The organism is Arthrobacter sp. zg-Y238, from assembly GCF_024385525.1.
GTDB lineage: Bacteria > Actinomycetota > Actinomycetes > Actinomycetales > Micrococcaceae > Arthrobacter_B > Arthrobacter_B jinronghuae.
The window spans coordinates 398,373-419,570 of sequence record NZ_JANFLU010000011.1 but is presented as its reverse complement, the minus strand read 5'-3'; the positions used below and the strand labels follow the sequence as shown (position 1 = coordinate 419,570).

20 protein-coding genes are annotated in these 21,198 nt (G+C 65.0%); 5 read left to right on the top strand and 15 right to left on the bottom strand.

Features of this window, described 5'->3' with window-relative positions; genetic code table 11:
• Positions 1-6: 6 nt before the first annotated feature.
• The 14 genes from NNX38_RS13715 to NNX38_RS13650 form a co-directional block, all read right to left on the bottom strand.
• Positions 7-672, bottom strand: a complete 666-nt coding sequence (locus NNX38_RS13715) for a DUF501 domain-containing protein (RefSeq protein WP_255798503.1) — start codon at positions 670-672, stop codon at positions 7-9.
• A gap of 64 nt (positions 673-736) precedes the next feature.
• A complete protein-coding gene (locus NNX38_RS13710) occupies positions 737-1,603 on the bottom strand; it encodes a septum formation initiator family protein (protein WP_255798502.1) in 867 nt (288 codons plus the stop codon).
• Between the two features lie 163 nt (positions 1,604-1,766).
• Positions 1,767-3,053: a phosphopyruvate hydratase gene (gene eno / locus NNX38_RS13705; RefSeq protein ID WP_229952792.1), complete on the bottom strand. Its 1,287-nt coding sequence runs from the start codon at positions 3,051-3,053 to the stop codon at positions 1,767-1,769.
• 172 nt (positions 3,054-3,225) lie between these two features.
• Positions 3,226-3,912: a MazG nucleotide pyrophosphohydrolase domain-containing protein gene (locus tag NNX38_RS13700; protein ID WP_255798501.1), complete on the bottom strand. Its 687-nt coding sequence runs from the start codon at positions 3,910-3,912 to the stop codon at positions 3,226-3,228.
• Entirely contained in the window at positions 3,905-5,044 is a 1,140-nt protein-coding gene (locus NNX38_RS13695) for an adenosine deaminase (protein WP_255798500.1), read from the bottom strand. Before NNX38_RS13695 ends, NNX38_RS13700 begins: the two co-directional genes overlap by 8 nt.
• A gap of 19 nt (positions 5,045-5,063) precedes the next feature.
• Complete coding sequence (locus NNX38_RS13690) at positions 5,064-5,732, bottom strand: DedA family protein (RefSeq protein ID WP_255798658.1); 669 nt, start codon at positions 5,730-5,732, stop codon at positions 5,064-5,066.
• 376 nt (positions 5,733-6,108) lie between these two features.
• On the bottom strand, positions 6,109-7,398 hold the full coding sequence (locus tag NNX38_RS13685; protein ID WP_255798499.1) for a thymidine phosphorylase: 1,290 nt from the start codon (positions 7,396-7,398) through the stop codon (positions 6,109-6,111).
• Between the two features lie 2 nt (positions 7,399-7,400).
• Complete coding sequence (locus NNX38_RS13680; protein WP_229952503.1) at positions 7,401-7,817, bottom strand: cytidine deaminase; 417 nt, start codon at positions 7,815-7,817, stop codon at positions 7,401-7,403.
• Between the two features lie 90 nt (positions 7,818-7,907).
• Positions 7,908-9,200, bottom strand: a complete 1,293-nt coding sequence (locus tag NNX38_RS13675) for an ABC transporter permease (protein WP_255798498.1) — start codon at positions 9,198-9,200, stop codon at positions 7,908-7,910.
• Positions 9,197-10,546, bottom strand: a complete 1,350-nt coding sequence (locus NNX38_RS13670; protein WP_370646453.1) for an ABC transporter permease — start codon at positions 10,544-10,546, stop codon at positions 9,197-9,199. Before NNX38_RS13670 ends, NNX38_RS13675 begins: the two co-directional genes overlap by 4 nt.
• Positions 10,543-12,105 carry an ABC transporter ATP-binding protein gene (locus tag NNX38_RS13665; RefSeq protein WP_255798497.1) on the bottom strand — a complete coding sequence of 521 codons (1,563 nt, stop codon included), beginning with the start codon at positions 12,103-12,105 and terminating at the stop codon, positions 10,543-10,545. Before NNX38_RS13665 ends, NNX38_RS13670 begins: the two co-directional genes overlap by 4 nt.
• A 128-nt stretch (positions 12,106-12,233) precedes the next feature.
• Entirely contained in the window at positions 12,234-13,322 is a 1,089-nt protein-coding gene (locus NNX38_RS13660) for a BMP family protein (RefSeq protein WP_370646452.1), read from the bottom strand.
• Positions 13,323-13,613: 291 nt separating this feature from the next.
• Positions 13,614-14,756: an amidohydrolase gene (locus NNX38_RS13655; RefSeq protein WP_255798496.1), complete on the bottom strand. Its 1,143-nt coding sequence runs from the start codon at positions 14,754-14,756 to the stop codon at positions 13,614-13,616.
• 148 nt (positions 14,757-14,904) lie between these two features.
• Positions 14,905-16,044 (bottom strand): mannose-1-phosphate guanylyltransferase, encoded by a 1,140-nt coding sequence (locus NNX38_RS13650; RefSeq protein ID WP_255798495.1) that lies wholly within the window; start codon positions 16,042-16,044, stop codon positions 14,905-14,907.
• 225 nt (positions 16,045-16,269) lie between these two features.
• On the opposite strand from NNX38_RS13650, the gene sdhC reads away from it, so the two are divergent.
• The 5 genes from sdhC to NNX38_RS13625 all read left to right on the top strand — a co-directional run bounded on the left by sdhC (position 16,270) and on the right by NNX38_RS13625 (position 20,601).
• Positions 16,270-16,647, top strand: a complete 378-nt coding sequence (gene sdhC / locus NNX38_RS13645; protein WP_146363726.1) for a succinate dehydrogenase, cytochrome b556 subunit — start codon at positions 16,270-16,272, stop codon at positions 16,645-16,647.
• A 6-nt stretch (positions 16,648-16,653) separates the two neighbouring features.
• On the top strand, positions 16,654-17,136 hold the full coding sequence (locus tag NNX38_RS13640) for a succinate dehydrogenase hydrophobic membrane anchor subunit (RefSeq protein ID WP_255798494.1): 483 nt from the start codon (positions 16,654-16,656) through the stop codon (positions 17,134-17,136).
• Positions 17,137-17,204: 68 nt separating this feature from the next.
• On the top strand, positions 17,205-18,971 hold the full coding sequence (sdhA, locus tag NNX38_RS13635; protein WP_255798493.1) for a succinate dehydrogenase flavoprotein subunit: 1,767 nt from the start codon (positions 17,205-17,207) through the stop codon (positions 18,969-18,971).
• A complete protein-coding gene (locus NNX38_RS13630; protein ID WP_227914227.1) occupies positions 18,971-19,747 on the top strand; it encodes a succinate dehydrogenase iron-sulfur subunit in 777 nt (258 codons plus the stop codon). Before sdhA ends, NNX38_RS13630 begins: the two co-directional genes overlap by 1 nt.
• Positions 19,748-19,824: 77 nt before the next feature.
• Positions 19,825-20,601, top strand: a complete 777-nt coding sequence (locus tag NNX38_RS13625; RefSeq protein WP_255798492.1) for a S9 family peptidase — start codon at positions 19,825-19,827, stop codon at positions 20,599-20,601.
• Here NNX38_RS13625 and NNX38_RS13620 read toward each other — a convergent pair.
• Positions 20,598-21,194: a 2'-5' RNA ligase family protein gene (locus tag NNX38_RS13620; RefSeq protein WP_370646451.1), complete on the bottom strand. Its 597-nt coding sequence runs from the start codon at positions 21,192-21,194 to the stop codon at positions 20,598-20,600. The two genes, NNX38_RS13625 and NNX38_RS13620, sit on opposite strands and share 4 nt — an antisense overlap.
• Positions 21,195-21,198: the final 4 nt, after the last annotated feature.

Genomic DNA, 21,198 nt, shown 5'->3' with positions numbered 1-21,198 from the left:
GGCCTGTCACAGTTCCCCCTCGTTCGTAGCGGCATCCGTTGCCTGCCGGCGTGCAGCCTTCTTGCTCTCGAGTTCTTCCGGGCTTAGGCCCTGCGTCTTCGTGTGGCGGCTAAGGTCACGCGCCGGAGCCGGAGCTGCAGTGTCCCAAGCACCTTCGCAGTAGCAGCGGTCGGTTGTCCACCATTGTTCAATAGCGGCCAGTGCTTCGTCGCCCAGCGGATTCACCCCGGGGCCGGCGGCCAGGGAATGGCCCACCAGCACGTGCAGGCACTTCACGCGGTTAGGCATTCCGCCCGCGGAGACACCGTCGATTTCCGGTACCGGACCGGTTCCGGTGCGCTCCCCGATCTCGTTACGGACCCGGAGGTAGTGTTCGTGGGCGCTTCGGTACCGCTGCGCCAGCTCCGGGTCCTCCTCCAGCCGGCGGCTCATATCGGTCATCAGGCCGGCAGCTTCCAGCCGGGACACGGCAGCCGTGATGACCGGATGCGTCAGGTAATAGGTGGTGGGGAAAGGTATGCCGTTGCTCAGCCGGGGGGCCGTGGTGGCTACCAGAGGGTTGCCGCAGACGCAGCGGGCGCCGATTTCAACGACGTCGCGCACCGGGCGGCCAAGCTGCCGGCTCAGGGTTTCCAGGTCTTCCTGGGTGGGGGCGAGCTGGTCCTGGGTCATGCAGGAGGTTCCTTCCGTGGGGGCCGGTGAGGGCCCCGGGCTGCTTCTTCTATCAGCCTCCAGATTACTGTGCCGTGGCGGATTTCTTGACCGAGTCCCACAGCGAATCCACCCACTGCAGGTCTTCGGGCTCCTCTTCGAAAGCAAGCTGCTCTGCTTGTTCCACACCGTTTTCACCCTTGACCAGGTACCGCTTCTCCCCCGGCATCACCAGGAAAATACGGTCCCTCGCCTGCTGCTTGATGTAGGCAGGGTCTTCCCAGCGGCCAAGCTGGACTTCCAATTCGGCCTGTGTTGCTTCAGCCTCCGCAATCTCCGTCTTCATCACGGCGATCTCCGAGCGCTGCTGAAGGTACGTCCGCACCGACGGTGCAAGCAGTACGGTGATGGCCACCATCACCATGGCAAGGACCAGCAGCCGTCCGGAGAATGCCTTCGCGGGTACTGGACGCAGCTCTTCCGGGGCTTCCACCTCCGGCACGGCTGCGGGGGCTTTTGATTCCGGTGCAGGATCGGACTTGCGGCGGATCGCGCCGGAAAGCTGGGAGCGCACTGCTGCGCGGGCGTCCGATGCCGACATCTTCCCGAAGCGCTGGTTCCCCGGCTGCGTTCCGGCCTTCGGAGCTTCGGCTTTCCGGGCCGCCGGCTGCTTAGCTTTCGGGGCCGGTGCTTTCTTAGCCGTCGCCTTCGGGGCGGCAGCCTTCGGGGCGGCAGCCTTCGGGGCGGCAGCCTTCGGGGCGGCAGCCTTCGGGGCGGCAGCTCTCGGGGTTGCAGCCTTCGGGGCGGCAGCTCTCGGGGTTGCAGCCTTCGGGGTTGCAGCCTTCGGGGCGGCAGGTTCCACCGGTTTCGACGCGTCGCCTCCGCTGGCTTTTACCCTGTCCGGGTTGGCTGGGGCCGCGGACCGGGGCACCTTGGGGCGTCGGGTTGGCATGCGCTTCCTGTCTAAATCGGTGCTGTCGAAGAGGCGGGGCGGGCGGTGAAAAACAACCGCGGGCGGGTTCCCTCCTATGAGGTTACCCACCCGCGGTGTTTGGAGCCTGTTCCGCAACGCCTACCGTCCCGGAATCGGGCCGGCAGCCGTCGCGGCGGTACGGCTACTTGGCGTTGTTGAAGCGCGGGAACGCGCTGCGCCCTGCGTAGCGTGCGGCGTCGTCCAGTTCCTCTTCGATGCGCAGCAGCTGGTTGTACTTGGCCACGCGCTCGGAACGGGCCGGAGCACCGGTCTTGATCTGGCCGGCGTTGGTGGCAACGCAGATGTCGGCGATCGTGGTGTCTTCGGTCTCACCGGAGCGGTGGGACGTGATGGTGGTGTAGCCGGCACGCTGGGCCATGGTGATGGCGTCCAGGGTTTCGGACAGGGTGCCGATCTGGTTGACCTTTACCAGCAGGGAGTTGGCGGCGTTGTTCTTGATGCCGGTTTCCAGCCGTGCAGGGTTGGTGACGAAGAGGTCATCGCCCACAATCTGCACCTTGTCGCCGATGGACGCGGTCAGGGTCTTCCAGCCGTCCCAGTCCTCTTCATCCAGCGGGTCCTCGATGGAAACCAGCGGGTAGTCGCGGACCAGTTCCTCGTAGTAGGCGGACATTTCGGCCGCGGTCCGGTTCTGTCCCTCGAAGAGGTACGAGCCGTCCTTGAAGAATTCGGAGGCTGCCACGTCCAGGGCCAGGGCAATGTCATTGCCCGGTACGTAGCCGGCACGCTCGATGGCTTCGATGATCAGGTCCAGGGCTGCACGGTTGGAGGGCAGGTTCGGAGCGAAGCCGCCTTCGTCGCCAAGACCGGTGGAGAGGTTCTTTTCCTTCAGCACGGACTTGAGGTTGTGGTAGACCTCAACACCCCAGCGCAGGCCCTCGGAGTAGGTCTGAGCGCCCAGGGGAACGATCATGAATTCCTGGATGTCGACGTCGGAATCGGCGTGCGAACCGCCGTTCAGGATGTTCATGAGCGGCACGGGCAGGATGTGCGCGTTGGGACCGCCGAGGTAGCGGTACAGCGGCAGTGCAGCTGATTCTGCGGCGGCACGGGCGACCGCGAGGGAGACGCCGAGGATGGCGTTGGCGCCCAGGCCGGACTTGTTCTCGGTGCCGTCCAGGTCGATCATGGCCTGGTCGATGGCACGCTGGTCGGATGCGTCGAACCCGAGCAGTGCCGGCTGGATCTGTTCGATCACGGCTTCAACGGCCTGCAGCACGCCCTTGCCCTGGTAGCGGTTCTTCTCACCGTCACGGCGTTCGTTGGCTTCGAAAGCGCCGGTGGAGGCGCCGGAGGGGACAGCCGCGCGGCCGAAGGTGTCGTCGTCGAGCAGCACCTCCACCTCGATGGTGGGGTTGCCGCGGGAATCAAGAATCTCGCGGGCATGGATGGCATCGATGATGGCCATTGAATTGCTCCTGTTCATTGGAACGATTGGGAAGAAAACCGCAGACCTGCCTGGCGGGCAGGTTCTGAGTGTCTGCCTCTTAGCCTAATAGAATCACGGCTCCGAGTAAGGTCCGGTGAGCTGAATCACGGACATCGGTGATCTCTTCGGCGCAGGGTAGGCGGCGTCGAAATCAGGTGCCTGCGTCTTCGTCCGTGTACCGGCGGACCGCCGCCCGCAGGGCCGTTTCGGCGTCGAGCCCCTGTTCCGAGGCACGGCGGACCAGTGAAAACAGCACGTCACCGAGCTCGTTTTCATCTGCAAATTCCACATTCGAGGGCTGTGTCGGAGGCAGCCGCCGTCCGGCGCGGCTGGCACGCGACAGGGTCTTGGCGGCCAGGAGCAGCGCCGGCAGGCCTGCGGGAATTCCCTCGAACGGCGAGATCCGGGAGGGCGTCTCGGCCTTCTTCGCTTCGTCCCAAGCCTGTTCAATCGCCGCGATACCGGACTCTTCGCTGGATTCCCGGAGGCTGCCGTCGGGGCGGAACACATGCGGGTTCCGGCGGATCATCTTCGCAGTAAGGGAATCAATCACGTCCGCCACTGTGAAGCTACCGGCTTCCTGCTGCAGGCGGGCATGAAGCAGCACCTGCAGCAGGACGTCGCCGAGTTCGGCGCGCAGCTCCGCAGCGCGCCCGGGACCGGCCGTTCCGCCCTCCACCGCTTCAACGAGCTCATATGTTTCCTCCACGAGGTACTCGAGCAGGGACTCGTGGGTCAATGCCCTGGTCCAGGGGCAACGCTCGCGGAGGGCACCGATGACCTCGGTAAGGCGGGTGAACCGCTCACCGAGGTCATCGGGAAGGGGGATTTCAGCCACGGGCGCGGTTGAACCCCTCGGTGACATAGGCCGAAAGCGCAGCACGCTCGTCCAGCGGCAGGAACGCGGCGTTGACGGCGTTCATCGTCAGTTCCAGGACATCGTCGAGGTCATAGTCGAAGGTGTCCATCAGGAGCTCGAACTCGCCGGTGAGCGTCACCGAGCTCATCAGCCGGTTGTCCGTGTTGACGGTGACGGCGAAGCCTGTCTGGTAAAGCAGGTCGATCGGGTGGGTCTCGATGTCCTCACCGAAGGAGGCAACGGCACCGGTCTGCAGGTTCGAGGACGGGCACACTTCCAGGGCGATACCGCGGTCCCGGACCCAGTTCGCCACCCGGCCCATGCTCACGATGCCCACTTCGGGTTCGTCCGGCGCACCGTTGTCCTCGAATTCGACGTCGATGTCCTCGGCGATCCGCACGCCGTGGCCCAGCCGCAGCGCCCGGCCGTGGACCAGGGCATCCACAATGCTCTCGATTCCGGCTGCTTCTCCGGCATGCACAGTGGCCGGGAACTGGTTTTCGGCCAGATAGGTGAACGCGTCCTTGAACCGCGACGGCAGGAAGCCGTCTTCCGGGCCGGCGATATCGAAGCCCACGGCCCCGGAATCGCGGTGCCGCACGGCAAGCTCGGCGATCTCCATGGCGCGGTCTGCGTGCCGCATGGCGCTGATCAGCTGTCCCACCTGGATGAAGCTGCCTGCGGCTTCCGCGTTCGCAACGCCTTCTTCGATGCCTGCCTGCACTGCTTCCACGGCTTCGTCCAGGCTCAAGCCCGCCTGCACATGCTGTTCCGGAGCCCAGCGGACTTCCGCGTAGACCACGCCGTCAGCTGCCAGGTCTTCGACGAATTCGCGGGCCACCCGCACCAGGCCCTCGCGCGTCTGCATGACGGCGATGGTGTGGTCGAAGGTTTCGAGGTAGCGCTCCAGGGATCCGGAGTCCGCCGAATCGCGGAACCACTCCCCCAGTGCGGCGGGGTCGGTGCTCGGCAGGGTATGGCCGACGGCGGCGGCCAGCTCAATGATGGTGGCCGGACGGAGGCCGCCGTCAAGGTGGTCGTGCAGCGATACCTTCGGCAGGCTGCGCACGTCGAGGGAAGAGGATGCGGGGAGGTTTGTAGGCTCAGTCACACAGCAACTCTACGGTGTTTCAGGCGGCCTTCTGCGTGCTCGCGTCGTCGTCGGCGTTCGGCATGTCGTCCGCTGCCACGGGTACTGCCCCCGCTGCGGGGCCCCGGACCAGGGTGATGATGCGGTCAATGACCAGGCCCAGGACGAGGGCGCCGGTTACACCCACCACCACGCCGAGCAGGTGGTGCTCGTTGAACCAGGCACCGGCTATCGCGCCGATAGCCACGCTGTAGGCAGCCCAGACAATCCCGGAGATCGCGGTCAGGGAGATAAACCGGCGTCGAGGGAACCCTGTGGCGCCGGCGGTGAGGTTGACTACCACGCGGCCAACGGGGATGAACCGGGCCACGAGGATCAGCGACATGGAGCGTTTGTCGAGTTCATGGCGGGCCCAGGCGAAGGAACGGCGCATCTTCGGCGTGCGCATCCAGCGGAACCTTTCGGTCCCGATCCAGCGGCCCAGCAGATAGGCGAGATTGTCGCCCAGGAAGGCACCCAGGGCTGCTGCGGGAATGAGCAGCCAGATATTCACGCCGGCGCCGCTGAGCGCCAGCGATGCCAGTGCGACCACCAGGGACTCGCTGGGCACCGGCGGGAAGAAGCCGTCGATCAGGCAGCAGGCCAGGAGCCCGATGTAGACCCACGGCGAACCCGCTGTGGAGAGGATGAAGTTGTTTATGCCGTCCACTGTGGCACTGAGAACGTCCAACAGCTGCCGCTCCTTGAGTTAGCTACCTAGGTCCCTTACAAGCATGCCACGCAGAGACCGATGCCTGCGGCGACCCTCTGGGCGACGCGCCATCCGTCAAGCGGTCCTGGATGTCCGGCGCTCCCCGGCGGAGGCACCCCCACCAGGGGCACCGGTCCCGCCGGACCCGGAGGGCCGCGGAGGGCTGGACCGGCGCGCCGGACCCGAAGGGCCGCGGAGGGCCCCGGAGGAAGGCGGCTTTAATATTTCCTGCGAGCTCTGCGAGCAAGGAAATTTCGTTGCCGCCGTTCCGGGGCCCGTATGGCCCGCAGGGCCCGGCACCCCGGCGCCCCCGGGCCCCGGAAGAAGCGAGGCCCTAGCTGATCCGGTCGATGATCAGCTTCCGTGCCGGACGCGACCCCTCGGGAGCTACGACGACGGCGTCGGCCAGTGCCTCGCGGGCACGGTCGAACTTTTCGGGGGTGTCGGTGAGCAGCGTCATCAGCGGCTCGCCGGCCCGGACGGTGGCGCCCGGCTTGGCATGCATCACGACGCCGGCACCGGCCTGGACCGCGTCTTCCTTGCGGGCACGGCCGGCACCGAGGCGCCAAGCGGCAACGCCTACGGAGAGGGCATCGAGTTCCACCAGCACGCCGTCGGCGGGCGCGTAGATGGTTTCGGACTCGCGGGCCACGGGAAGCGCAGCATCCGGGTCGCCGCCCTGCGCGGAGATCATCCGGCGCCAGACGTCCATTGCGCGGCCGTCCTTCAGTGCTGCTTCGGGGTCGGCGTCGGGCTGCCCGGCTGCCGTGAGCATTTCGCGGGCCAGGGCCAGGGTGAGCTCTACGACGTCCTGGGGTCCGCCGCCGGCGAGTACCTCCACGGACTCCTGTACCTCGATGGCGTTCCCGGCAGTCAGGCCCAGCGGGGTGGACATGTCGGTCAGCAGGGCCACCGTGTTCACGCCGGCGTCCTTGCCCAGGGCCACCATGGTCTCGGCCAGTTCGCGGGCGCGGGCCTCGTCCTTCATGAACGCGCCACTTCCGACCTTGACGTCGAGCACCAGCGAACCGGTGCCTTCGGCGATCTTCTTGCTCATGATCGAGGAAGCGATCAGCGGAATGGCTTCCACCGTTCCCGTGACGTCACGCAGCGAGTAGAGCTTCTTGTCGGCCGGGGCCAGACCCGCACCGGCAGCGCAGATAACCGCGCCGACGTCGCGCAGCTGGGCCATCAGCGCATCATTGGTCAGGGCCGCCTGCCAGCCCGGAATGGCTTCGAGCTTGTCCAGAGTGCCGCCGGTGTGGCCTAGCCCGCGGCCGGAGAGCTGCGGGACGGCAACACCGAAAACGGCCACCAGAGGCGCCAGCGGGAGGGTGATCTTGTCTCCCACGCCGCCGGTCGAGTGCTTGTCCGAGGTCGGCTTGCCGAGGGAGGAGAAGTCCATCCGCTCCCCCGAATTGATCATGGCGGTGGTCCAGCGGGAAATTTCCGCCCGGCTCATGCCATTGAGCAGGATTGCCATGTTCAGCGCGGCCATCTGCTCATCCGCGATCGCTCCGCGGGTGTACGCGTCGATGGTCCAGTCAATCTGTTCCGGGGTCAGTGTCCCCCGGTCCCGCTTGATTCCGATGATGTCTACGGCGTCGAACTTTTCAGCGGTCATGTTTATTTGTCCTGCCCTTCGAGGTGCTGCGGTCCAAAAGCATCCGGCAGGACTTCGTCCATGCTTCGAATGCCGCTTACTGTCATCAACTGCATACCCGGTGCCCGGAATTCGTAGAGCAGCTGACGGCAGCGGCCGCACGGCATCAGTACGTTGCCGGATCCGTCCACGCAGGCAAAGGCAGCCAGGCGGCCGCCTCCGGTCATCTGCAGTTGGCTGATCATCGAGCATTCGGCGCACAGCGTCAGCCCGTAGGAGGCGTTTTCGATGTTGCAGCCGGAAACAATCCGTCCGTCGTCGGTAAGCGCCGCAGCACCTACCGGGTATTTCGAGTAGGGCACGTAGGCGTGGGCCAGGGCCGCGCGTGCGGTTTCCAGGAGCTGGTCCCAGTCCACCTGGCCGGGGGTCGTCTGTGTCATGTCTTCCTTCCAATTGGGTTTCCGGTCCGGTCGGACCGGAAACCACGAGGGACCTGCCGCCGGCTTCCCGGCAGCAGGTCCCCCTGAGAGCTATCCCTTGATGTACGGCACGCCGCTGGCAGCCGGGCCACGGGACTTGCCCACGACGCCGGCCACCGCGAAGATCGTCACCACGTAGGGCAACATCGACAGGAACTGGCTGGGCACCGGGGTACCCAGCAGGCCCAGGACGTACTGCAGGTTCGTAGCGAAGCCGAACAGCAGGGCCGCGGCTGCGGCACCGAGCGGGTTCCAGCGGCCAAGGATGAGGGCTGCGAGGGCAATGTAGCCCTGGCCGCCGGTCATGTCCTGGCCGAAGCTGGAGACCGATACGAGGGTGAAGAACGAACCGCCGACACCGGCCACGGCACCGGCGAGCAGCACGTTGGTGAACCGGGTCCGGTTGACGTTGACGCCCAGGGTGTCGGCCGCCTTCGGGTGTTCTCCCACCGCACGGGTACGCAGGCCCCAGCGGGTGTGGAACAGTCCGAAGTAGACCGCCGCAACGGCGAAGTACATCAGGTAGCCGATCAGCGACTGATCGAACAGGATCGGTCCGATGATCGGGATGTCTGCCAGGAACGGAATCCGGATGTTCGGCAGGCGCGGCGCCGAGTTCAATTCGGCCGGGTTCGCGCTGAGCACGGTGGAGAAGAGGAAGCCGGTCAGGCCGGACACGAGCACGTTCAGCACGACGCCCACGATGACCTGATTGACCACGTACTTGATGCTGAAGACGGCCAGCACCAGGGAGACGAGCACGCCGGCAACCGCTGCTGCCAGCAGACCGACGAAGGCACTGCCGGACACGGTGCCGGCCACTGCTGCGGCAAAGGCGCCGAAGAGGAGCTGGCCCTCGATGGCGATGTTGACCACGCCGACGCGTTCACACAGGACACCCGAGAGTGAACCGAAAATCAGCGGCACGGCGAGGGTGATGCTGCCGGCCAGCAGGCCGTAGAGGGCAATGTTGGGCGTGCCGGCGCTGCCGACGGACCAGGAAAGGAACGCCGCCACGAAGACGACGCCGAAAATCACCGGGAGCCAGAGCGGCAGGCGCCGCCCCGAACGGACCAGGACAAAGGCCCAGGCAGCGGCCAGGACGAGCACGATTGCGCCTGCCCAGCCGAAGACCTTGGCGGAGAACACCAGGTCCGGCAGCGTTATGGCTGCCCCGGGATCGGTCAGCCGGAAGGTGACATCGGTGGACGGAGCCCCGAAAGCGAAGAACACCAGGGACAGCAGGGCAAGCACGCCAAGCAGGATCGGTGTCTTCCAGCTGCGCACAAGGGCAGCGGGCGCCGGGGTCAGCGCGGGGGTGGGGGTAGTAGTTGCGGTGCTCATGCTGCTCCTCCGGCGGCTGCGGCGGGCTTGCGGGTGGAGCGGAAGGCTCCGGGCGGCGGGATCCTGAACAGCGAACGCACCAGCGGCGGGGCCGCAATGAACAGCACGATCAGGGACTGGACCACCAGGACAATGTCGATGCTGGTACCGGTGTTGGTCTGCATGGCGACACCCCCGGCGCGGAAAGCGCCGAAGAGGAGGCCGGCAGCGAAGGTACCCCACGGCGTCGAACGGCCCAGCAGCGCCACCGTGATGGCGTCAAAGCCGAAGCTGGCCGCCACGTCGGTGGTCAGAACGCGCTCGGTTCCGGAGACCTGGGACACGCCGGCGAGGCCGGACAGGGCGCCGGCGATGAGCATAACCACCACGTAGCCCTTCGTGGTGCTGATACCGGCGTTCCGGGCGGCGTCGGGGTTGGCACCCACGGCACGCAGTTCGAAGCCGATGGTGGAACGGTTGAGCAGCCACCATACGAAGACCGTGGCCGCGATCGCCAGGATGAAGCCCCAGTGCAGGCGGAAATCCGCGCCGAACAGCTTGGGGAACATGGCACTGTCAGCCAGCAGCGGGCTGATCGGGTTGTTGCTGCCCTCCCGCTGGAAACCGGGAGTGGAGAGCAGGAACGCGACCAGTTGGATGGCCACATAGTTGAGCATGATCGTGACGATCACCTCGTGGGCACCGGTGCGGGCCTTCAGCAGGCCGGCAATACCGGCCCAGATGGCTCCGCCGATCAGGCCGGCGATGATCACCAGGAGGATGTGCAGCACTGCGGGCAGCTGCCAGGTGAACCCGACCCACGCCGCCAGTGTGGCACCCATGATGATCTGCCCCTGCGCACCGATGTTGAACAGGCCGGCACGGAACGCCAGCGCCACGCCGAGGCCGGCGCAGATCAGCGGGGTGGCGGTGGTCAGCGTCTGGGTGAGGGGGTAGATCGCACGGGTGAAGGTCTCGGCCTCCAGATTGATGATCGAACCCTGGAAGAGCGAGTAGTACGCTCCGGCCGCCGCATCCCAGGCAGCGGCGAAGAAATCGCCGGGACGGTTGAACAGGTAGCCGGCTGCCTCAGTGGCTTCCTCGTTGGTCAGGGCGATCAGCACCCCGCCCACAATCAGGGCCATCAGGACGGCGAGGACGGATACCAGACCGTTTCCGGTCACGATCCGCTCGAGGACGCCGCGACGGGTGTCCGTCTCCGGGGTGATGGTACTGCCGACGGCGGCGGCGGGCGGCGCCAGCTGGCCTCCGGCGGTTTCCGCAGCTACTTCGAGGCGTGCCTCATCGGCAGCCGAAGTCTTGCGGTCTGGTGCTGGCCCACCAGTGGTGGACTTTTCCGGGCTCACTGCGCCCCTCCCTCAATAATTTGGTTTTCCTCGGGCGCGGCCTCTCGGGCCAGCGCCTCGTCGGCGGTCATGCCGGCCATCATCAGGCCCAGCACGTTCCGCGATGTGCCGCCGGGCACAATGCCCATCAGGCGGCCGCCGTACAGCACGGCAATACGGTCCCCGAGTTCGAGGACCTCGTCCAGTTCGGTGGACACGATCATCACCGGCGTGCCGGCTTCCCGTTCGGCGATGATCCGCCGGTGCAGGAATTCGATGGAACCAACGTCCACCCCGCGGGTGGGCTGGCTGGCGATGAACAGTGAGAGCGGCCGGGACAGTTCCCTGGCCATAACCACCTTCTGCTGGTTACCGCCGGACAGTGTGCCCGCCGGCGTCGCCGCAGTCTGGGTACGGATATCGAACTCGGTGATCTTTTCCTCGGCGTTGGCGCCGACCACTGCAGGCTTCATCGACAGGCCGCGCGCAAACGGCGGCTCGTCATAGCGGTTGAGGACCAGGTTCTCGGCAACAGAGAAGGTGCCGACCAGTCCGTCAACGTTGCGGTCCTCGGGTACGAAGCCGACGCCGGCGTCGATGATCCTGTGGGTCTTCATGCCCACGAGTTCCCGTCCGTCCAGCTTGATGGAGCCGGTCACGTGTTCCTGCAGGCCCATGACCGCTTCGGTGAGCTCGGTCTGGCCGTTGCCCTGGACACCGGCGACGGCCAGGATTTCACCCTTGGCAATGCCGAAGCTCAGGCCGTTAACCACCGGCTGGCCGCTCGCGGAGAGAACCGTGAGGTTCTCCACCCGGAAGGTCTCTTCGCCCGGGACGGCCGGAGCCTTGTCCAGGCTCAGGCTGACCGAACGGCCCACCATCAGTGCTGCCAGTTCGGTGGTGCCGGCGCTGGGCTCTGCGGAGCCGACTACCTTGCCGCGGCGGATTACCGTGATGACGTCGGAAACGGCCTTGACCTCGCGCAGCTTGTGCGAGATGAAGACGACGCCCTTGCCGTCACTGGTGAGCTGGCGCATGATGCCCAGCAGTTCGTCTGTTTCACGCGGGGTAAGGACGGCGGTCGGTTCGTCGAGGATCAGGACTTCTGCGTCCCGGATCAGTGCCTTGATGATTTCCACGCGCTGCTGGACGCCGACGGGCAGGTCTTCCACCAGAGCGTCGGGATCGACGTCGAACCCGTACTGGTCCGAGATCTCCCGGATCCGGCGGCGGGTGTCGTCCAGGTTCAGCATTCCGGCGAACCGCGTTTTTTCATTTCCCAAGGCCACGTTCTCGGCCACAGTAAACACCGGTACGAGCATGAAGTGCTGGTGCACCATGCCGATGCCTGCGGCCATGGCGTCCGAAGGGCCGTTGAAGGTTACCGGCCGCCCGTCGATGAGGATCTGTCCCTCGGTCGGCTCGTAGAGGCCGTAGAGGACGTTCATCAGCGTCGATTTACCGGCGCCGTTCTCGCCGAGCAGGCTGTGTACCTGCCCCGGCTCGACCACGAGGTCGATGTGGTCATTGGCTACCAGCGAACCGAATCGCTTGGTGATGCCTTGAAGCTCGAGTTTCACAAAACCCCAACCAATCTGTTCTAAAAAGTGCTGTGTGGGAGGTAGGGCTGTCCGGCACAGACAAACCGCCATGTCCAGCAGTCTCTACTGCGGGACATGGCGGTTGTCTGAGGGCAGTTCGCCCGTTGCTACTGCTTCGGGCTGGACTCGGCTTCGATCGTGATCTCACCGGAGATGATCTTGGCCTTCAGGTCCTCGACGGCGGACTTGACGTCTTCGGGGACGTTGGCCTCCTGGTCGTGGAACGGCGCCAGGTCAACGCCGCCGTTCTCCAGGGTGCCCACGTACGGCTCGGCGCTGAAGTTGTCATCAACGGACTCGGTGATGACATCCTCGACTGCGTCGCCCATCAGCTTCATGACCGAGGTCAGGATGAATTCCTTGCCGATTTCAGCTGTCTCGTATCCGTCGGAGTCAACCCAGACGGCGCGGACGTTCTTGCCGCCTTCGTTGGCCTCGACCACTGCTTCCATGGTGCCCAGGCCAACCGGACCGGCGACGGGCATGATGACGTCGGCGCCTTCGTTGATGAAGTTCTGCGTCAGGGTCTTGCCTGCGGCACGGTTGTCGAAGCTGTCGACGAAGGAGTCTGCGCCGAGGACCTTGACGTCGGCACCGTTCTCCTTGTTGAAGTACTCAACACCCTGGGCGAAGCCCTCCATGAAGATGGTCACGGTGGGGATGTTCATGCCGCCGTAGGTAGCGACGGTGCCGGTCTCGGACGAGCCTGCAGCGACGTAGCCGGCAAGGAAGGCAGCCTGGGCCGTGTCGTAGATGATCGGCTTGACGTTGTCGAGCTCGATCGCGTTGTCATCGACGATCGCGAAGTTCACGTCGGGGTTCGCTTCGGCGGCGGCCTTCGTGGCGTCGGAAAGCAGGAAGCCGACGGTCACGGTCAGGTCGCAGCCGGCCTGGACCATGCTGTCAACGTTGTTCGTGAAGTCGGTGGGAGCCTGGGACTCGGCGTCGCGGGTCTCGATGCCCAGCGAATCCTTCGCAGCCATCAGGCCTTCGTAGCTGGACTGGTTGAAGGAGCGGTCATCCCAGCCACCGGCGTCGGAGACAATGCAGCCGGTGAAGTCGCTGTTGGCTGCTTCGGAGCCGCCTTCTTCCTCTTCCGGTGCAGCACCGCAGCCGGAAAGCAGGAGAGCTGAGACGCCGAGCATGGCGGCGGAGACGCCTGCGTTGCGCTTAAAGCTGCGCGGGTAATTCTTCAATGTTCCTCCAGAAAAGAAATGGTTTTCGCCGAACGGTGCCCTTTAAAGGTGCAGCGCGTGGCGCAGCGCTCCGTCCGTCGTTGGACCGCAGCAACATAACCATAGTGTGTCGGAGGCAACACCAAATCCAAATTCGGTGCTGGTGGAACATTGTTTACATGTTGTTATCAAATGGGAACTTCCGGCCGGGACCGGACTGCTATGGTCCCGGCCGGTTCCCTGCGCAGCTTGCCGGCCGGATTGTGTCGCCAGGTTACGCAGCCCCAACGAGGTGGAACGGGCGATGCGCAGTCAGTGCCGCAGGCCCCGTGCGGCGCGGAGGGCGGCGGCTGCCATCACGCTTACGCCGCAGCTGATTGCCCGTTCATCCGGGTTGTAGTCTCCACGGTGCAGATCGAACGTTTCCCCGCCGGGCGAGCGGGTGCCGAGCCGCATCAGGGCGCCCGGCACCGCCTGCGTCATCCAGGCGAAGTCCTCCCCGCCCATCGACTGCGGGGCCAGCACAACGGCGTCTTCGCCCAGTTCGGCGCGGGCCGCCGCCTCGATCAGGCTGATCTCGGCGTCGGCGTTAATAACCGGGGGAACGCCGCGGATGTGCTCCAGGTGCACGTCGACGCCGAACGGCGCCGCGATTTCCCGCACCACCTTGTCCAGCAGCTCCCCGGCGGCATGCCAGGCTTCGGCGTCGAGGCAGCGCATGGTGCCGGCCATGAATCCGTGTCCGGGAATGGCATTGGGCGCGGAACCCGCGTGCATCTGGCCCCACACCACGGAAACTCCGCTGCGCACATCGATGCGGCGGGAGAGCACGGCCGGAACACTGACTGCGATCTCGGCCAGCGCGAAGACCAGGTCCTCGGTCAGGTGCGGGCGGGAGGTATGCCCGCCGCGGCCGCTGAGTTCGATCCGGATGGTGTCGGACGCCGAGGTAATCGCACCGATGCGGGTGCCGACCTGCCCCACGTCCACCCGGGGGTCGCAGTGCAGGGCCAGGACGCGCGGCACGCCGTCCAGGGCCCCCTGCTCGATCACCGAGAGGGCGCCGCCCGGCATCACTTCTTCCGCCGGCTGGAAAATCACGCGCACCCGTCCGCCCAGCTCACCGGCGGCGTCGAACCCTGCAAGCACCTTGGCTACGCCAAGCATCACCGTGGTGTGGATGTCATGGCCGCAGGCGTGGGCTATGCCGGTGTTCTCCGAGGCGTACGGCAGCCCGGTCTCCTCCAACACGGGAAGGGCATCGATATCCGCCCGGACCGCCAGCCGGACGGGACCTTCGCCGATGTCCACCACAACGCCCGTGTTTTCGAGCCGTTTGGGTGTCAGGCCCGCATGCTCCAGGGCTTCGACAATGCGGTCGGTAGTACGGAATTCCTTATGCGAGAGCTCGGGATGCGAGTGGAGGTCCCGCCGGAACTCAATCAATCCGTCCATGAGCGGCGCCACACTCCCCCGTATTGAGGGGATTGGCGAATTGCTCAAAGGGATAGTCTGCACAACCTCAAGGTTAGCCAATTCCGGAGCCAAAGCGGGAATGTGCGGCACCGGAAACGACGCCGCGTGACGGTGTTCGGCGGACCGCCTACAGGACGTCGGTGTCGCCGCTGGCCTTCAGGTGTTCCACGGCCTTCTTGACTTCCTGCGCGTGTTCCTTGGTGGTCACCAGCAGGGCGTCGGGAGTGTCCACGATGACGACGTCCTCAATCCCGATCAGCGCAATGACACGCTTGGTATCGGAGACGACTATTCCGGTGGCGTTTTCGGAGTAGACGCGGGCACCCTCGCCCATGACCGTCAGGTTGCTGTTTTCCGCTGCGGGGTTCAGGCGGCCGATCGCGGCGAAGTCGCCGACATCATCCCAGCTGAACGCACCCGGGATCATTGCGACGTCACCTGCTGCCGCCGCCGGTTCAGCGACGGCATAGTCAATGGCAATCTTGGGCAGCGAGGGCCAGACGCGGCGGACCACTTCGCGGCGTCGGGTGGTGTCCCAGGCGTCCGCAATTTCCATCAGGCCGGCGTAGAGCACCGGCTCATTGGCTTCCAGGTGCTTGAGCATCAGATCCACCGGGGCCACGAACATGCCGGCGTTCCAGCTGTAGCTGCCGCTGTCCAGGTACGTCTGCGCAACATCCGCGGACGGTTTCTCCACGAACTCGACCACGGAGCGTGCGCTCGGTGCGCCGGCAACCCGCAGCTGCTCACCGGCACGGATATAACCGAAACCGGTGGACGGGTGCGTGGGTTCGATGCCGATGGTGACGATATATCCCTGCGCTGCGGTGTGCACGGCTTCCCGGACGGCGGCCTGGAAGACCTCCACGGGAGCAATGACCTGGTCTGCGGCGAAGGACCCCATGATGATCTGCGGATCCCGCTTGTAAAGGATCGCCGCGGCAAGGCCGATCGCTGCGGCCGAATCCTTCGGCTCGAGTTCCAGGACCAGGTTCTTATTGGAGATTTCGGGCAGCTGCTGCCGCACGGCCTGCCGGTGCACGGCCCCGGTCACTACCATGACGCGGTCTCCGCTGAGCGGGCTCAGGCGCTCGTAGGTGGCCCGGATCAGCGTGGAGCCCGACCCTGTCAGGTCGTGCAGGAACTTGGGTGCGGCCGCCCGGGAAAGAGGCCAAAGGCGCGTACCGACGCCGCCCGCCGGGATGACCCCGTAAAAACGGTCAAGAACGGCGGACGCAGGGGCGGCTTGTGGCTTTTCGTTACTCATCACAGCCAAGATTAGCCCAGCCTGCCGGCGAACTTCAGGAAGCGGCCCCGCTACAGCCTTTTCAGCGCCGATTCAATGTAATCAGCGTCACACCATAGGCGAACCTAAATTGAAACCCCGGTCACGTCAGCCTAGATTATGGTAGAGCTTATATCGCTGTCGCACCGGCGTCATCACTGCGTGGAACACGCGCTAACGCCGCTGCGATGCAGGGAGGAAAATTCAGTGTCGAAGTTACCAGCAGGCACTCTCTACCGTGGCCGTGAGGGCCAATGGTCGTGGGTTGTGCACCGTATCACCGGCGTGGCGATCTTCTTCTTCCTTTTGGTCCATGTTCTGGATACCTCTTTGGTGCGAGTTTCGCCGGAGGCCTACAACGTGGTGATCGAATCCTACAAGAACCCGATTATGGGCCTCGGCGAGCTTGGTCTCGTTGCGGCGATTGTGTTCCATGCCTTCAACGGCCTGCGTGTAGTCCTGATCGACTTCTGGAAGAAGGGGCCCAAGTACCAGCGCCAGATGCTCTGGGGCGTTGTTGCCCTGTGGGCCGTTACGGTTATCGGCTTCTCCATTCGCCACCTGCCCAACGTCTTCGGGGGTTAATAACCAATGAGCACATCTACTAACGAAGCGCACGCCCTCGAAGCACCCCGTTCAGGACGCATCGCCCCGCGCTACACGCGCAACTCCTCGGGCCGCGGCAACTTTGAAATGCTTGCGTGGCTGTTCATGCGCGTCTCCGGCGTGATCCTTGTTGTCCTGATCTTCACGCACCTGTTTATGAACCTGGTCCTGGGCGACGGCATCCACGCCGTTGACTTCGGCTTCGTTGCCGGCAAGTGGGCAAGCCCGCTGTGGCAGGTCTGGGATCTGGTCATGCTGTGGCTGGCCATGCTTCACGGCACCAACGGCGTCCGCGTCATCATCAACGACTACGCAGACAAGAAGGCCACCCGCATGTGGCTCAAGACTGTCCTCTATGTCGCGACCTTCGTGATCATCGTGCTCGGCACCCTGGTGATCTTCACCTTTGACCCCTGCCTTGCAGGCGCCTCGACTGAGACGCTCCAGGAGTTCTGCGGCGCCAGCTAAGGCCGGCGCAGGACAACCACGGGTACGCCCACGAATTTCTAGTAGTTTCAACAGAAAGAGCATCTGCTATGCAGGTCCATAAGTACGACGTCGTCATCGTCGGCGCAGGCGGCGCCGGTATGCGTGCCGCCATCGAATCAGGTCAGCGCGCCCGTACGGCGGTACTGACCAAGCTGTACCCCACCCGCTCCCACACCGGTGCGGCACAGGGCGGCATGTGCGCGGCCCTGGCCAACGTCGAAGAAGACAACTGGGAATGGCACACCTTCGACACCGTCAAGGGCGGTGACTACCTGGTGGACCAGGATGCAGCCGAGGTCATGGCCAAGGAAGCCATTGACGCCGTGCTGGACCTGGAAAAGATGGGCCTGCCGTTCAACCGCACGCCCGAAGGACGCATCGACCAGCGCCGCTTCGGCGGGCACACCCGTGACCACGGCAAGGCACCGGTACGCCGTGCATGCTACGCCGCAGACCGCACGGGCCACATGATCCTGCAGACGCTCTACCAAAACTGCGTCAAGCACAACGTTGAGTTCTACAACGAGTACTACGTCCTGGACCTCATCACCGTCGTCGACCCCGACGGCCAGAAGCGGGTTGCGGGTGTCATTTCCTATGACCTCGCCACCGGCGAGCTGCACATCTTCCAGGCCAAGTCCGTCGTGTTCGCCTCCGGCGGTGCCGGCAAGGTCTACAAGACCACGTCCAACGCACACACCCTCACCGGTGACGGCATGGGCATCGCGTTCCGCCGCGGCATTCCCCTGGAAGACATGGAGTTCATCCAGTTCCACCCGACCGGCCTGGCCGGGCTGGGGATCCTCCTCTCCGAAGCCGCACGCGGCGAAGGCGCCATCCTCCGCAATTCCGAGGGTGAACGCTTCATGGAGCGCTACGCCCCCACCATCAAGGACCTCGCGCCGCGTGACATCGTGGCCCGTTCCATGGCCAACGAGGTACGCGAAGGACGCGGCTGCGGCCCGAACAAGGATTACGTCCTGCTGGACCTGACGCACCTGGAACCGGCGCACATCGATGCGAAGCTTCCGGACATCACGGAGTTCGCCCGCACCTACCTCGGTGTGGAGCCCTACACCGAACCGGTGCCGGTGTTCCCGACGGCGCACTACGTGATGGGCGGCATTCCCACCAACATCAAGGCCGAGGTACTCCAGGACAACGACACGGTGATCCCCGGGCTGTATGCGGCCGGCGAAGTTGCCTGCGTGTCCGTACACGGCTCCAACCGGCTGGGCACCAACTCCCTGCTGGACATCAACGTCTTCGGCAAGCGGGCCGGCATCTACGCTGCCGAATACGCCCTGACCGCCGACTTTGTCGACCTGCCGGAGAACTCCGAGCTGGACACGGTCAACCTGCTGGACCACGTGCGCAACTCCGAAGGCACCGAGCGTGTCTCCGAAATCCGCCGCGACCTGCAGAACACCATGGACCTGAACATGCAGGTGTTCCGCACCGCGGAAACCATCCAGCAGGTTCTGGCGGACATCGCCTCCTTCGAGGAGCGGTACCAGAAAATCAGCGTCCAGGATAAGGGCAAGCGCTTCAACCTCGACCTCCTCGAGGCCGTGGAGCTTGGCTTCCTCCTGGAACTGGCAAAGGTCATGAGCGTTGCCGCCCTGCACCGCACCGAATCCCGCGGCGGACACTTCCGCGAGGACTTCCCGGAGCGCGATGACGAGAACTTCATGAAGCATTCGATGGCCTACAAGGTTGACGAAGCCGAGAATACCGAGCACACCGCCGGCATCCGGTTGGACACCAAGCCGGTCATTTTCACGCGCTACGAGCCGATGGTGAGGAAGTACTAATGACAACCGAAATCGCCGAGCCGGCCTCAAAGGTAGAGCTCCCCGAGTCAATCGGCGGAGAGATCCCCTCGTTCGAGATCACCCTGAAGGTCCGTCGCTACAACCCCGAGGTTTCCGACGAAGCCTACTGGGATGAGTGGAAGCTGACCATGTACGGCACGGACCGCGTGCTGGATGCGCTGCACAAGGTCAAGTGGGAGCACGACGGCTCGGTTTCGTTCCGCCGTTCCTGTGCCCACGGCGTCTGCGGCTCCGATGCCATGCGCATCAACGGCCGCAACCGCCTGGCCTGCAAGACCCTGCTGAAGGACCTGGACACGTCCAAGCCCATCCTCGTCGAGCCCATCAAGGGCCTGCCGGTGGAAAAGGACCTGATCGTGGACATGGAGCCGTTCTTCCAGTCCTACCGCGAGATCATGCCGTTCCTGGTCACCAAGGGCCACGAACCCACGAAGGAACGCCTGCAGTCCGCCGAGGACCGTGAGCGCTTCGACGACACCACCAAGTGCATCCTCTGCGCCGCTTGCACGTCCTCCTGCCCCGTCTTCTGGACCGACGGCCAGTACTTCGGCCCGGCGGCCATCGTCAATGCGCACCGCTTCATCTTCGATTCGCGTGACGACGCCGGAGACATGCGCCTGGAGATCCTGAACGACAAGGAAGGCGTGTGGCGCTGCCGCACCACCTTCAACTGCTCGGAAGCCTGCCCCCGCGGCATCCAGGTCACCAAGGCCATTTCAGAGGTCAAGCAGGCCATCCTGGCCCGCTCCCTCTAAGCAGTTCCTGCGCAAGGCGCCGGTAAGCGGATTTCACCGCTTACCGGCGCCTTTTGCATACTCGATAGAGTTGCTCCATGCCTTCGTTTGAATCTGTGTCCTTTTCCGGCGTCAACGGGACCACCCTCTCGGGAACCGTCGATATCCCCGACGGCGGCGCCCGCGCCTGGGCGGTCTTTTGCCACGGCTTCACGCTGGGAAAGAACAGCGCCGCAGCCTCTCGGATTTCCAAGGCCCTGGCCGGCCACGGCATCGGTGTGCTCCGCTACGACGCCGCGGGGCTGGGCAGTTCCACCGGCAGGTGGGAAGACGGCAGTTTCAGCACCAAGGTGGCAGACGTGCTCAGTGCGTGCGCCTTCATGGCGGATACCGGCCGCCCGGTCTCCCTGCTGGTGGGCCATTCGCTCGGCGGCGCCGCCGTCCTGGCAGCCGCTTCACAGGTTCCCGGGCTGGACGCCGTGGTGACCATCGCGGCGCCCTTCCGCCCCTCACACGTCGTCCACCTCTTCGAATCGGAGCTGGACCGGATTCACGAACAGGGATCGGCAGCCGTAGATCTGGGCGGCGGGGAACTGGAAATCCGCCGCCACCTGATTGAGGACCTGCGCAGTCATGACCTCACGGACAGCATCAAGGAGCTGCACCTGCCCCTGCTGGTGATGCACTCCCCCACCGACAACACCGTGGGCATAGACAACGCTAGCGAGATCTTCCGGACGGCTCGGCATCCCCGGAATTTCATTTCGCTCGAAGGCAGCGACCACCTGATGGTGGACCGGGCCCAGACAACCCGCGCCGCGGCAATCATTGCCGCCTGGGCCGGCACCTATCTGGACCTGGGCGGGGAGTCCTAGTCCGGCTGCTTCCCGGATCCGAGCCTGACGTGCTCCTGCAGCTTCCACAGGCCGGTGGCATCGTGCTCGTAAAGGCCCACGCAATCCACCGTAAAACCTGCGGAATAGCTGCCCAGCCGGCGAACGGCTTCGTCCATGCTCTGCTCGCTGACATCGTGCGCCACCGTAACGTGCGGGTGGAAGGGGAAGGCCAGGTCCCGGGCCAGCGGGCCGCTCTGGAGCTCCTTGTGCAGCGCCGTGCACTCGTCAAAGCCCTCGTCGACGTTCAGGAAGACCACCGGCGAAACCGGCCGGAAGGTGGCGGTCCCCTCCAACGTCACCCGGAACGGCTCCTGCGCCGCTGCGACTTTGCGCACATGCTTCAACGTCGCTTCCCAGTCATCCGTTTCCGTGGTGGTGACCAGGGTGATGTGCGCCGGGATCAGCGCCGCCATGGGATCCCCGAAGGACGCCCGTGCCGCCTTCAGCTCGGCCGCCATCGGCTCCGGAACCGCAATCACTATCCCCACGCAGTGCGCATCGCACTGCGGAGCGTGGCTGCCGTTCATGCTGCCGGCTCGCATGGCCTGGTCGTAGGATTCGGAGATTCTCATGGGA

What these genes read in the sequence shown, in the direction of transcription:
- NNX38_RS13715 (WP_255798503.1), bottom strand. Translation starts at nt 672, where the DNA reads ATGACCCAGGACCAGCTCGCCCCCACCCAGGAAGACCTGGAAACCCTG.
- NNX38_RS13710 (WP_255798502.1), bottom strand. Translation starts at nt 1,603, where the DNA reads ATGCCAACCCGACGCCCCAAGGTGCCCCGGTCCGCGGCCCCAGCCAAC.
- eno (WP_229952792.1), bottom strand. Translation starts at nt 3,053, where the DNA reads ATGGCCATCATCGATGCCATCCATGCCCGCGAGATTCTTGATTCCCGC.
- NNX38_RS13685 (WP_255798499.1), bottom strand. Translation starts at nt 7,398, where the DNA reads ATGACCGCTGAAAAGTTCGACGCCGTAGACATCATCGGAATCAAGCGG.
- NNX38_RS13680 (WP_229952503.1), bottom strand. Translation starts at nt 7,817, where the DNA reads ATGACACAGACGACCCCCGGCCAGGTGGACTGGGACCAGCTCCTGGAA.
- NNX38_RS13675 (WP_255798498.1), bottom strand. Translation starts at nt 9,200, where the DNA reads ATGAGCACCGCAACTACTACCCCCACCCCCGCGCTGACCCCGGCGCCC.
- NNX38_RS13655 (WP_255798496.1), bottom strand. Translation starts at nt 14,756, where the DNA reads ATGGACGGATTGATTGAGTTCCGGCGGGACCTCCACTCGCATCCCGAG.
- NNX38_RS13650 (WP_255798495.1), bottom strand. Translation starts at nt 16,044, where the DNA reads ATGAGTAACGAAAAGCCACAAGCCGCCCCTGCGTCCGCCGTTCTTGAC.
- NNX38_RS13640 (WP_255798494.1), top strand. Translation starts at nt 16,654, where the DNA reads ATGAGCACATCTACTAACGAAGCGCACGCCCTCGAAGCACCCCGTTCA.
- sdhA (WP_255798493.1), top strand. Translation starts at nt 17,205, where the DNA reads ATGCAGGTCCATAAGTACGACGTCGTCATCGTCGGCGCAGGCGGCGCC.
- NNX38_RS13630 (WP_227914227.1), top strand. Translation starts at nt 18,971, where the DNA reads ATGACAACCGAAATCGCCGAGCCGGCCTCAAAGGTAGAGCTCCCCGAG.
- NNX38_RS13625 (WP_255798492.1), top strand. Translation starts at nt 19,825, where the DNA reads ATGCCTTCGTTTGAATCTGTGTCCTTTTCCGGCGTCAACGGGACCACC.
- NNX38_RS13620 (WP_370646451.1), bottom strand. Translation starts at nt 21,194, where the DNA reads ATGAGAATCTCCGAATCCTACGACCAGGCCATGCGAGCCGGCAGCATG.